We start from the raw sequence: 12,790 nt of genomic DNA, 5'->3' as shown, positions 1-12,790 counted from the left end.
TAGACTCATTAGCCAGCTAAATGGCTAATGAGTCTATCAAACCCTGTTTGATTAATATCTTCCACCAGCTCGAAAAACAATGCCGGCTCTATCAGCTCTAACTCTGAGAGCATAAAGTTTTCATTCACTATTATGCCATCTACTCTGGCGTACAAAGGCATCTCATCTAGATAAGATAAGCTAGATCGTGCTTGTTCAATTACCTTTTCATCAAGGTCAATTGGCTTAACACTGACTTTGTATTTTGTATTTGCTCGCCAATCATCACTCGCAGGCATGCGACATACAGAATGGGAGTAAATACCATTAATAAAACAAATGGCAAGCTCACCATTCGATTTTATTTCTGGGATAAAGGGTTGAACCAAAATGCCCCCGTCACTTTTAAACACCTCATCTTGGTTCGTTATGGCGTTTGAATAACGAGTCACTAAATTACCACTTTGACCATAAACAGGTTTGAGCACCATATCGTCCCAATGATGAGACAATTTAATCGACTCTACTTTGTCTAACGATGGCTTTTTAAGAAAGCAGCTCGGCGTTACGTTTACGCCTTTATTCGCAAGTTCTAACAAATAAGTTTTATTCATATTTTGCAAAATAATGTCTGGGGAATTTAAAAGTTTTCCTCCCCCATTTTTGACTTTCATTAACCAGTCTTTAAAGTCTTCAGGTGTTTTGGCGTAATCCCAAGCACAAAGTGGTAATACATACTTAGCCTGACAAAACACACTTAAGTCTTCTTCCTGCCAAGGGATACACCTAACCTCTTCCCCTTTGCGCGTTAATGCATCTACTATCAGCTTTAGGCCGAGAAAGATTTGTGGATATTGATTACAGGTAGCAATAACAATCACTTTTTAGTCCACTCAATCTGTTCTATATAAGTCCACAAACGCTTCTTATTCATCAAGTGACGACGATTAAATGAAGACATTGCATCCATCAACTCATCTTTAGATTCAATTTGAGCTTCCCCAACTTGAATCACACCCACCATTGCCATACTTAGATGCGGTGGACAGTAGTAAACATAAACGCCCTCTTTTGTAACCGTCACAGTAAACACTTCGTCCATTTTACTTTGCCATGGCGAAACACCCTCTGGTACCTGTGAGCTTCGGACAAAATGCCCGCTAGAAGTTGGAATAAACTTAATGGTATCTCCTGGCAATACAGATAAAAAACCGGGTTCAAACACCATGCCCTTATCTTTGCCAAAATCTAACATTTTGATTTCGTAATCTGCTGCATTAGCCAAGTTGTAGCTAGCTAACAAGAGTAATGTTATGACTAATTTATACATCATAAAGTCCTTAAAAATACCTTTATAAATGATTAACAGTGAGTGCTTGAAGTGCGTTTAGGCTGGATCACAGGTGTGCCGCTACTATCAAAAAGCCGTTCAATATCGACCTTATAGACTTCAGCAACTTTATCTGGGGTTAACACTTTAGAAGGTGAGCCTTGCGCTCTAATTGTGCCGTTTTTAAGTAGAATTAATTCATCAGCATATTGAGCTGCCAAACTTAAATCGTGGATAACCATTATGGTGATCAGGCCACGCTTTTTCGTTTCTTGATAGACATGCTCAAGTAATACGCTTTGGTGATACATATCCAGAGCGCTAACAGGTTCGTCGAGCATCAAAATATCAGGCGAACCTAATAACACTTGGGCAAACAAGATAAGTTGTCTCTGACCACCACTTAGACTCTGAATATCTCTTTGAGCAAGGTCTAAACAACCAACTTTCTCCATGACTTTAAGAGCAGCTTGTAGCGTACTTTCATTCAGATGCATCGAAAGGCTATCAAGTTTACCCAATAAAACCACATCTAATGCTGTCAAGTTAGCAGACACATAAGTATCTTGGGGCATATACCCAATGGGTTTACGCCATTCCCCTAATCGGGTTTTATGCAATGTCTTATCTTGATATTCGATTTCACCTTTTCGAAGGCTAACATCGCCAAATATGGCTTTAAGAAGCGTTGATTTACCAGCGCCATTTGGCCCTAAAATGGCGTAAATTTTACCCTTTTCAAATGTGAGTGACAGTTCTCTCGCTGTGTGCGTTTTTCCACGAACTATGGTTAGTTTTTTAAGATTTAAATTGCTCATTTTTTACTTAACATAATCCAAAAGAAGAAAGGAACACCGATAAAAGACGTCACAATACCGACAGGGAAAAGCGCACCAGGCACCAAGACTTTTGATAACACAGAGGCAACAGATAAGAATGCAGCACCAATCACCATTGAAAGCGGCAAAAAGAATCGCTGGTCTTCACCAACAAGCATGCGCGCAACATGAGGAGCAACAAGCCCAATAAAGCCAATAACACCAACAAAACTAATTGCAACCGCAGTCATCACGGCGACTAAAAAAAGTACTCTTAACCTAAGCTTTTTTGTATCTACACCCAAACTTGCTGCTCTTTCTTCTCCCATTTTTAACGCGGTTAGTTTCCAAGCGTCTTTAAATAAAAGGCTAATGCAAATAGCCGTTATGACGGAAGTAACAAATAAATTCTCCCAAGTAGCCTTGGTTAAGCTGCCAAATAACCAGAATAAGATCTGTTGGCTTACTTCAGGTGCGGATAAATATTGAACAAGTGATAAACCAGATTGGAATAAAAATAATAATGCGATACCCGCAAGTACCAGCATTTCTGACGATAAACGTTTAATCGATGCAAAAATAAATAATATCCCTGCTGCAACCATAGTCATGGCAAAAGCACCGATTGGCACGGCTAAAGTCAGTGGCAAACCAAAACTACCAAAAGCGATAACAATAGAGGCACCTAACCCAGCCGCTGCAGCCAAACCTAAAGTGTAAGGGCTGGCCATTGGGTTATTTAACAAGGTTTGAATCTCTGCACCGCCAACACCTAATGCCGCCCCAACACTCAACGCCATTAACGCCATAGGTAATCGAAAATCAAACACAATAATCTTAGTCATTGCTTCAACATCATCCGCTAACAACAAGGCATTTAAGACTTCTGAGGGAGATAACATAGAGGGGCCAGTTGCAATATCCAAGGTTAAACTTGCAAGGCAGACAAACACAAATATCAGCACAATACGCCAACGTCGTATTTCACTACGACGTTGGTTCTTGATTGCTGATTGGATTACTTCAAACTCTAAAGACATTCAATCAAACTCAAAATAATTAATCTTTAACTGATAACACAAAGGTGCCTTCAGGAATGACAGGAAGATATTTCTTATGGAAATCAAGGTATGTTTGATTCGGGTTTAGATCTGAGAACAAATCTGGGTACATGGCTTTTGCCATATACTGAATCATAGCTTGGTCAGCCAAAGTTCGTGATGCCCCCTGATAAAGCGCAAATAGGTTCTTATTTTGAATGGCAGGTAGCTCAGACCAACCCGTGCGCTTTTCAAAGCCTTTAAGGCGTCTTAATGCTTCATCTTTTGGAATATCAACACCCATAACAAGTGCTTCTTTATTCTTGTTCAATTCAGTTTCTCGCCCTGAAATAAATATCACTTCAGGTTGCGAAGTGAGTACTTGTTCTGGGTTCATTGGTCCCCACCACTCTACATAAGGAATGGCAATATTATCACCACCAGCTAACGTCACTAATGCACCCCACATGTTTTTACCATAGGTGAAGCTATAGTCATTAGGGCCTTTTTTACCAAATTCGATGTAAGCACGTGGACGAGTACGACCATCTTGTGAGATTCGCTCAGCAATCATGTTGGCATTTGTCTGGTATTCATTTGCCATTTTTTTAGCGCGAGCTTCTTCACCTGCAATTTGTCCTAGCAACAATGTACTTTTAACATGTCTTTCAATGGTCTGAGCATTGTAATCCACCACCACGATTGGAATGCCTGCTGCTTCTATACGATCAGCATCCGGTCCAAGGGCTTTAAACTGCCAATCAGCTAAAATCACGACTTCAGGCTTAAGCGACAGCAGCTTTTCAATAGAGAATGTACCTGCTTCAACTTCACCTACGTCGGCGATGTTTTGAAGTTGAGGAACAGCCTTTGCGAACATATCCCAGCTCTTTGGTGTCCAGACTGTCCAAACATCTTTAGAGAAGCCAACAACATTATCAAATGCTTTTACGCCACCAATAGCCATGTAATCAGCATAATAAAAGCCTAGAAGTACACGTTTTGCTGGCAAATCTACTGTTACTTTTCTTCCTAAAATATCAGTCAACTCTTGAGGTTTGGCTGATGCAGTATTAGCAAAAGAAAAGAGCGCCACTAAGGCAAGAATAAACAAAGTAAAATGCCGTTTTATTTGGGACATTTAAGGTACTCCATAGGAAGTTAAAGTTTTGGGTTAGTTAGAGCGTTAATAATAATCATTCCCAACAGCAGATTATTTTGAATGCAACTCAGTTTACGAACAATGATACTGATTCTTATTTTCAATCAGCAGAAAAACATAAGTTGTTGATATATAATGCTGTCAAAATGCTGATACAAAAATAATAGCTGGGCTTCGGAGACTGTCATTCAATGCTATCTAAAGATAAATTACTAAATGAATATGAAGTTAAAATTGCAAAGATGCAGTTGAATGACATTCCAAAATTACACGAACTATCCCTTTCAGTACGTTGGCCACATAGAGATGCAGACTGGGCAGAGCTTCTAAAGTTAGGCGAAGGTTTTGTTATTCATGACTTGATAGGAAGGCTCGTCTCTTCAATGATGTGGTTTTCCTATGATGAAAATTTTGCCAGTGTCGGCATGGGAATCTCCTCCCCTAGATTACAAGCCCTTGGCGCTGGCCGCTGGCTTGCCGAACACGTTCAAAACCAAATTGGTAATCGTAATGTTTTATTAGTAGCCACAAGAGACTCTCTTCCCCTTTGTTTAAGTTTGGATTTTAAGGTTATTCAAAATGTTTACCACCATAACGGCTATGTTAAGCATTTACCGAGTACTTCGCGTTGTTCAGAAGAAATACAGGTTTTAGATCATGATGAGATTAAACAGCTTGATAATGCAGCAATGGGGTTCTCACGTGATGAAATCATCTCGCAACTTTTAGCAAATTCACAAGGTAGATTAATTCGACATAATGGTGAAATAACTGGGTTTGCTCTTTGTCGAAAGTTTGGCCGCGGCTATGTCATTGGGCCTATTATCGCGAAAAGCCAAGAACAGGCGATTGAACTCGTAAGCCCTATTTTAAATAACCTTAAAGATGAGTTCGTAAGAATAGATACCTATTTAGACTCAGGTGTTTTTAAAGACTTTATAAAAAGTACAGGCCTAAATTTACATGAAACAGCCACAAAAATGGCTCGTGGTAACCTACCTATTCCTAAGAGTGACATCCATACCATCGGCTTAGCGAGCCAAGCACTGGGTTGACTTGGCTTCAAAATAGCTAACATATTTATGCAAAATATTATGCTGTCTTAAACAATGAAATAACCAATTTAAGCTTTAGGAACTAGCAAAGGTTTTCATTCATAATTCTAATAAAGGACAAAAACCACTTATTTCTACACTTCTTGTCCTAGATAAGGCATTAAAACAACTTATCAAATGATAACTATTTGCATTTAAAAATTCAGCAGAATATACTGCTGCCTAAATTTAATCTACATCATCATTACTAGAATACATCGATATATTTACTTACAGGCTTTAAGGTCATGCTCAAACTTGATAGAACAGATTTAAAAATCCTACAAGAGTTACAAGTAAATGGTCGCATAACCAATACAGAGCTAGCCGAGCGTGTCTCTCTGTCACCTAGCCCTTGCCTACAGCGTGTGAAAAAACTTGATAAATACGGTTATATCAAAAGTTATTCAGCTGAAATTGCCTTAGAAAAACTAGGCGACTACGTCACTGTTTTTGCTGAGGTAACCCTTAAAAGCCACCACCCGCAAGATACTTTAAGATTTCAAAATGAAGTTGCAAAATTAAGCCAAGTAATAGAGTGCCATCTAATCTCAGCCGGCTATGATTACCTGATTAAATTTGTGACAAAAAATATTGCAGACTATCAAGAGCTCATGGAAAGTCTCATTGATAAAGACATAGGTATCAAAAAATACTTTAGCTTTGTAGTGATGAAGTCGTGTGTTGAAAAGAGCCACATCCCTCTACAAAACTTAAATACGATTTAAAGATTCAGTTAAAGCCAATGGGCTACTTCTCATCAAGCCCATATTTTTGCTGTAGCGCTAGGTATTCTGGCGTTGATTTAAACGCTTTCATTGCCTCTGAAAAGGTTTTAGCTAATTGGTCATGGCCTTTGGCCTTGGCAAACACTATGTAATGCTCCCTCCCTTCAGTTAAATAGGGTTTTAAAAATATTACCTGATTCGCAACACCAATACGCTTGGCATGATAGCCAATATCACCAACATGACCAATTGCCATTTGCATACGGCCTGCCAACAACATTTTTAATAGGTTTTCTTCATTTTCAGCAATATTAATCTTGTTTAATGAAGTCATCTGATCAAACTCTTCTTGATAAGAGAACCCCAGTACAGTACCAATCGAATAAGGCATTAAAGAACTTAATTCGCCAGAAAATTGAATATTATTTAAATACTTTTTCTCAATGAAAAATCCAACAGTCGCTTTAGAAATGACATTTCCATCATAGAAGTAGCCAAACGCCTCTCGCTCACTTGTCTTGCCCATGTATGTTATGGCGTCTGCATCCCCTTTTTTAAGCATTTCGATAGCTCGTTTCCAAGGTAAGCTTTCAAACTTAAGTTTAAGGGGTATTGTGCTCGCAACCTTTTGCACTAACTCGATATGAAACCCAGTCAATTCACCATTTACATACATTTCATGTGGTGGCCAAGAACCATCAGGTCTCACGACTAAGAGCTCTTGAAGAGCCTCCTCAGCAAAGCTACTTTGCACTAAGAGTAAAGATAGAGTTAAACAGAGTCTTTGAAGGTATCGAACCGTCATTAGTTTTCCAGTTTTATTGGACATTTAAATGTGAGCAATACAATCAGCTTAGATTTCTTTAGCTCATTTATAAAGTTTAACAGGCTAAGCAGAGCTATCTTAGCCTGTTTACATTCATAGCTGCTGATATACAGAGAGACAGCTACGCTAGTTATGAAAGTAAGCATCTCAGTCTATTGCATTCATCATAAACAACAATTATTAAAAAAATATTAAATCTGTTTAATATTTATGCTCAATAATAAATTTCCCATTAACAATTTAGTATGTGGAACACACTGTTGATAAGCAATCTATCAATTTGTGTTTCTTATATTGAATGCTATTACTGGAGAAATGATTATGAAATATGAAGGTTTTCAAACTTTCACAACTGAGCAAAATGAAGGTATTTTGACAGTGACATTTAACTTCGGCTCAGTGAATGTTCAAGGTCAAGAAATGCTTGCCGACCTTAACAGTCTTGCTATGCGACTAGAGCGTGATCGCAATACGAAAGTGGTCGTATTTCAATCTGCTAACCCTGAAATTTGGGTATGTCATTATGATACTGAACTACTGAAAGACATGTCTGAAGAAGCAGTATCAAGAGAAGACGCTCAGTTACTCGACCTACAATCTATCTGCGAGCGCATCAGTAAAGTACCTCAAGCAACCATAGCCAAACTAGAAGGTTTTGCTCGTGGTGGTGGCCATGAACTTGCCTTAGCGCTAGACATGAGATTTGCAGCACGTGGTAAATACAAACTAATGCAAATGGAAGTCGGCATGGGGATTCTACCTTGTGGTGGTGGCGCATCTCGTATGGCAAGACAAGTTGGTTTAGGTAGAGCCCTTGAAATTATTCTAAGTGCCCGTGATTTTGATGCAGATGAAGCTGAAGCTTACGGCACAATCAACAAAGCCTTTGACGCAGATGAAATCGGCCCATACGTTGAAAATCTAGCAAAGCGTATCTCTCAATTTCCAGCAGAATCAATCAATGCCTGTAAACAAGCCGTGTATGAGTCTATTGATAAGCCTATTGATGAAGCACTTAAAGCCGAAGCTTATTGGCTATATCAAGCAACAAGTAAAACAGCGGCAATTAAACGCTTCACCATCGCGGATGAACAAGGCCTAGAACACGATATTGAAAACCAACGCAACTGGAATGAACTCGTTATGAAAGTTCAAGAAATTAACTAGTTAACGCTCTGGATCGAGTGCTCGCATACATCTTAAACCTAGTGAAAAAGATGTAAGAAGTTCAATCTTTATAAATTAAATTCTTAAGTTTCTATGAGGCATAGAGAGCGATTTTTCTATGCCTCTTTTTTCTATTCTAAAAAGTGCTCTAGGAAGAAAAGCAAAAAATTTTATGGATACTGGCTCAGTTTAATGGACAAGAGACTTAATAAGATGCGTAACAGAATTAGGCGAATAACCCTATGAAGAAGGTATTAATAAACTTTGCTCATCCAGCAAAGTCTCGTTCAAAAGTAAATAAAGCGTTACTAAAAGCCGTCACAGGGCTTGAAGGTGTCACAGTTAATGATTTATATGCCAACTACCCTGACTTTATGATTGATATAGAGCGTGAGAAACAATTATGTGAAGCGCACGATATTATTATTTTCCAGCACCCTTTTTATTGGTACTCCTCCCCAGCCATTGTAAAAGAATGGATGGATTTAGTTCTAGAGCACGGCTGGGCTTATGGCTCTAATGGCAAAGCCCTTACAGGTAAAGTAATTCTTCAAGCACTATCAACAGGTGGTGATGGCTCCTCATATCAAGCAGATGGCTACAACCAATTTACCTTAAAAGAACTCACGTCTCCTCTACAGGCCACTGCTAAATTATGCGGCCTTATATGGCTCCCTCCTTTTGCTGTTACTGGTGTACACAGAGGACTTGGTACAGAAAAAACAAACGAGTACGCCTTAGATTATAAGCAAACCATTACAGCACTTAGAGACTCTCTAATTAATTTAGAAGAAGCCAAACAATTAGAACGGCTAAATACTAACCTCAATCAGCTAATTCAGGAGCATTAAGATGGAAGCCTTTCTACTGCAATTTTTCATCTTTTTAACCGCTGCCGCGATATCCGTACCTATTGCAAAAAAGCTTGGGCTTGGCTCGGTATTAGGCTATTTAATTGCTGGCATAATCATAGGGCCATTTGGTGCCTCTCTAATTCATGACATTGAAGAGATCATGCACTTTACTGAGTTTGGTGTGGTCATGATGCTATTTCTTGTGGGTTTAGAGTTAAAACCCTCATTATTATGGCAGTTAAAAACACCTATTTTAGGCTTTGGCGGAACGCAAGTTATCGTTACAAGTGCCATTATCACTGTAGTAAGCTTGCTCTTTTTGCCTTGGCAACAAGCCTTGGCAGTGGGTTTGATATTATCGCTATCCTCCACAGCTATCGTATTACAGACACTGCAAGAAAAAGGCAAGATGAAAACAGAAGCAGGCCAGTCTGTATTTGCTGTTTTACTCTTTCAAGATTTAGCTGTTATCCCCATGTTAGCCATTATTCCCTTACTTGCTACATTAACTGTTTTAGGGGGAGATCATCATTCATCTGTCCTTGTCGATATCAGTATTTTACCTAATTACATGCAAATCATTGTGACTCTAGCAGCAATCATGCTCGTCCTTGTTTTAGGTAAATATGCCTGCCGCCCTGTCTTCCGTGCTATTGCTAAAACAGGGGTGAGAGAGATTTTCGTTGCAGTCGCCCTATCGCTTGTTATTGGTACCTCACTATTGATGATGACGGTTGGGCTTTCTCCAGCGTTAGGCGCTTTCTTAGCGGGAGTCGTGCTCGCAGATAGTGAATTTCGACATGAACTTGAAAGTGACATCGAACCATTTAAAGGGTTATTACTTGGTATATTTTTTATATCGATCGGAGCAAGTTTAAACTTCACACTAATCAGCAATAATATCGCATTAATTCTTGGCTTAACCTTGGCTTTAATCACCATTAAATGGCTAGTATTAATTACTATAGGCTTAGTGTTCCGTATTAGCCCCAAAGAAAGGCCACTGTTTGCTATCGCGCTAGCACAAGGTGGAGAGTTTGCCTTTGTTCTCTTTCAACTCACCAAAAGCAGCGGCGTACTTCCAATTGATATTATTGAACCTCTTATATCTGCCGTTGCTATTTCTATGTTCTTAGCGCCAATTTTGTTTGTTTTACACGACAAAATGAACAAAGACGACTTAGATACTCAAAATGATATTGAAGAAGATGTCATCGATAAAAGCGATCACAAAGTAATTCTTGCTGGCTTTGGACGGTTAGGCACAGACATTGGCCGCTTTCTATTATCAGCAGGTATAAAACCCACTATTTTAGATTACGATGCTAACAATGTAGAAGTGCTAAGAAAGTTAGGGTTTGAAGTCTATTACGGTGATGCGACAAGGTTAGATTTATTAGAATCTGCCGGTGCTGCAAATGCAGAGATTTTAATCATTAGTTTTAGCGATATTGTGCTGGTTAAACATCTCGTTGAACTGACAAAGAAACACTACCCTCACCTTAAAATTGTACTTAATGCTAAAGACAGAGAGTCCACCTTTGAGTTCATGGATTTAGGGGTAACTGATATTTATTCTGCAACCTTTGGAACAGCTTTAAATATGGGTGAATCTGCGATAAAACAATTAGGCATGGATCCTTATGAAGTTCATAGGCTAAAGCAAATATTTCGTAAAAAAGATGCCGAAATACTTCCTGAGCTCTACAAAAAGCGCTGCGAGGAAGATAGCTATATTTCGCTTTATAAAAAGCACCACGCTCAGTTAGAAGAAGTGATGAAATTGGATAACAATGAAAACCTAGCGGCGCTTGATAAAGCATGGACAGCTAAAAATCCAGAGCTTTAAGTTGGAATTAACGACTTAATTGTATGAATATAGGAGTTGAGGTTTACAACTTTTTTATATTAAAAACGGATCACTAAAATCAAAAAAGCAAGCCACCTAAAAGGTGGCTTGCTTTTATCAATATAAATTTATTAGCTTGGTGTTCTGCATGCTTCAATTCGATCTGTATTTTCAATCATCACACTCAAAACTGCTTTTGTACTTCTATTAATTTGTCGTGGGTCATCTGATAATACTTTTACTTCATACGGTGTCACTTCACTCATCACTTGAGTATAACAAGCGCAATCCATATTATTGTTTGGCTTCATATCATTTCGATAGCCGCAGTGTAAATTAACATTATTTTCAAAGCTTTGTTCTATTTCAGCAACACTCTTTGTTTGTACAGATCCACATGCCACAAGAAACATACTAACGAATGCAATAAAACTTAGTTTCAATTTAACGCTCATACTTTTAATTCACTTATTATCAAAAAATTCATAAAATCAGCCATGGGTAAAGTAATGTTTACATTAACCTCAAGCAGATCAATTTGCAGTAAATCTTACTGATGGTAGCTTTTGATATGATGTAGTTTATCTAACTCTAAATATTATTTTAGTAAGATAAAACACTCTAACCATCCCTAGTTTGTCTGCGTATTTACAATTCTACGATGTTTTTATGTTTATTAAAAACACATTACACCTCATTACAAACAATAAAACACAACTTTTTTAGTAAATTACTGACTATGCCATTTTTTACATCAGATTTTGAAAGGTTCTAATGACGATATTTTTATACCTTTCTGATTAGATCAAAAAAACTAGTTCCCATCAAAGATACTAGTTTTTCTATCTATCAAAACTATTTGAAATAAATTATTTGCGACTATTGAAGAGTATCTGTTTTTAATTTAAAACTTATAAGACATTTATAAACTAAGACGGTAGGCTCTATTACCAATTAACCTACCGCTACTATATTTACTTCTTATTAAAATTCTAAAACGGAGCATACCTATCTTTTTTCTCAGTGGATGTTGTCCAACGTTTAGCTGCATCAACAGTATTAGTTTGCTTTGAAGCTTGTGGTACTTGCATCGAGTTACCATACAACCAAAGCACCATATTAGAACGTTCTCCACTTGTAATAGGCTGAGCGGCATGAGCCACATTGCCTCGGTGAATCATTGCTGTGCCAGCCTCAAACGATAGACGATTCAATTTACCTGTACTTGGATCATAAAAATCAACCTCAGAACCTGTAAATGCTTCACCTTCTAAGTTCATATTAATATTCATTGTCACAGCTGACGCATCGGTATGTAAACGAAGTGAAGTATCCATCCCTGCTTGCCACTTTATTGAAAAACCAAAGGTTTGGCTGTCATATCCCATTACTTCTGGGAAAAGCATACGGGCTACAGGCCTCATATACTTATCAAGTAGCTGATTATAAAAGGCTTGGAACTCAGGTGCGGCTAAATAACCATCTGATCGAGGGTCAAGCATAGCGCCATAGCGATTAAGAGAAATACCATAAGGGGGTCTTAAAGGAATATTTGCATTAGCAACTTCTTCTAGGAACTCTCTTAAAATAGCAACTTGCTCTTTATCAAAGAACTGAGCTAGAAATACGCCTGGTGCCACCTCGTTCCATAAGTCACTAACATTGGATTCAGTAGTAGGATCAAACCAAGCCTGATTGACAGCATCACGTAAGTTTTTATCAATCACTGAGTCATCAAGCGCGATTAATTGCGCTTTGTTCGACTCTTCCCACTCTTTCCACGCATCGACTAATAAATCTCGGTTTTTATCCCAAAAGCGCTCAACCGATGGCAAACGGCTCAGCATTTCTTGACGCGATGGTAGCGCTAATTCACGTGCTTCAACTAGCCGGCTAGATGTCTCATTTAAATTTAAAGTAGTTGTCTTGGTCATCTCATTCTC

At 38.4% G+C, this 12,790-nt stretch carries 13 protein-coding genes; 5 read left to right on the top strand and 8 right to left on the bottom strand.

Annotation, left to right across the window (positions count from 1 at the left end):
• Nucleotides 1–8: 8 nt before the first annotated feature.
• The 5 genes from TW85_RS11675 to TW85_RS11655 are packed head-to-tail and all read right to left on the bottom strand — an operon-like array spanning nt 9 to nt 4,308.
• Nucleotides 9–860, bottom strand: coding sequence for a hypothetical protein (locus TW85_RS11675; RefSeq protein ID WP_046017288.1), 852 nt, complete (start codon nt 858–860; stop codon nt 9–11).
• Entirely contained in the window at nt 857–1,309 is a 453-nt protein-coding gene (locus tag TW85_RS11670; RefSeq protein ID WP_046017287.1) for a plastocyanin/azurin family copper-binding protein, read from the bottom strand. Before TW85_RS11670 ends, TW85_RS11675 begins: the two co-directional genes overlap by 4 nt.
• Nucleotides 1,310–1,341: 32 nt before the next feature.
• Nucleotides 1,342–2,127: an ABC transporter ATP-binding protein gene (locus tag TW85_RS11665; RefSeq protein ID WP_046017286.1), complete on the bottom strand. Its 786-nt coding sequence runs from the start codon at nt 2,125–2,127 to the stop codon at nt 1,342–1,344.
• Nucleotides 2,124–3,167 (bottom strand): iron ABC transporter permease, encoded by a 1,044-nt coding sequence (locus tag TW85_RS11660; protein WP_046017285.1) that lies wholly within the window; start codon nt 3,165–3,167, stop codon nt 2,124–2,126. Before TW85_RS11660 ends, TW85_RS11665 begins: the two co-directional genes overlap by 4 nt.
• Nucleotides 3,168–3,186: 19 nt before the next feature.
• On the bottom strand, nt 3,187–4,308 hold the full coding sequence (locus TW85_RS11655) for an ABC transporter substrate-binding protein (protein ID WP_157196937.1): 1,122 nt from the start codon (nt 4,306–4,308) through the stop codon (nt 3,187–3,189).
• 212 nt (nt 4,309–4,520) lie between these two features.
• On the opposite strand from TW85_RS11655, the gene TW85_RS11650 reads away from it, so the two are divergent.
• Complete coding sequence (locus TW85_RS11650; RefSeq protein WP_046017284.1) at nt 4,521–5,384, top strand: hypothetical protein; 864 nt, start codon at nt 4,521–4,523, stop codon at nt 5,382–5,384.
• A gap of 287 nt (nt 5,385–5,671) precedes the next feature.
• Nucleotides 5,672–6,151 (top strand): Lrp/AsnC family transcriptional regulator, encoded by a 480-nt coding sequence (locus tag TW85_RS11645; RefSeq protein ID WP_046017283.1) that lies wholly within the window; start codon nt 5,672–5,674, stop codon nt 6,149–6,151.
• A gap of 22 nt (nt 6,152–6,173) precedes the next feature.
• On the opposite strand, the gene TW85_RS11640 is transcribed toward TW85_RS11645, so the two are convergent.
• A complete protein-coding gene (locus tag TW85_RS11640; RefSeq protein ID WP_046017282.1) occupies nt 6,174–6,956 on the bottom strand; it encodes a transporter substrate-binding domain-containing protein in 783 nt (260 codons plus the stop codon).
• A 342-nt stretch (nt 6,957–7,298) separates the two neighbouring features.
• On the opposite strand from TW85_RS11640, the gene TW85_RS11635 reads away from it, so the two are divergent.
• From TW85_RS11635 to TW85_RS11625, 3 genes are all read left to right on the top strand, one after another.
• Nucleotides 7,299–8,144, top strand: a complete 846-nt coding sequence (locus tag TW85_RS11635; protein WP_046017281.1) for an enoyl-CoA hydratase/isomerase family protein — start codon at nt 7,299–7,301, stop codon at nt 8,142–8,144.
• A 242-nt stretch (nt 8,145–8,386) separates the two neighbouring features.
• A complete protein-coding gene (locus TW85_RS11630) occupies nt 8,387–8,995 on the top strand; it encodes an NAD(P)H-dependent oxidoreductase (protein WP_046017280.1) in 609 nt (202 codons plus the stop codon).
• 1 nt (nt 8,996) lies between these two features.
• Complete coding sequence (locus tag TW85_RS11625; protein ID WP_046017279.1) at nt 8,997–10,847, top strand: monovalent cation:proton antiporter-2 (CPA2) family protein; 1,851 nt, start codon at nt 8,997–8,999, stop codon at nt 10,845–10,847.
• Between the two features lie 131 nt (nt 10,848–10,978).
• Here the strand turns inward: TW85_RS11625 and TW85_RS11620 are convergent, their stop codons facing one another.
• Together TW85_RS11620 and TW85_RS11615 are read right to left on the bottom strand one after the other, a co-directional pair.
• Nucleotides 10,979–11,302, bottom strand: coding sequence for a hypothetical protein (locus TW85_RS11620; protein WP_046017278.1), 324 nt, complete (start codon nt 11,300–11,302; stop codon nt 10,979–10,981).
• Between the two features lie 537 nt (nt 11,303–11,839).
• Nucleotides 11,840–12,781, bottom strand: coding sequence for a 2OG-Fe(II) oxygenase (locus TW85_RS11615; RefSeq protein ID WP_046017277.1), 942 nt, complete (start codon nt 12,779–12,781; stop codon nt 11,840–11,842).
• Nucleotides 12,782–12,790 lie beyond the last annotated feature (9 nt).

The sequence above is a fragment of the Marinomonas sp. S3726 genome, assembly GCF_000967665.1.
In the GTDB taxonomy this organism is placed as follows: Bacteria; Pseudomonadota; Gammaproteobacteria; order Pseudomonadales; family Marinomonadaceae; genus Marinomonas.
This window is presented reverse-complemented; position numbering and strand designations above follow the sequence as displayed.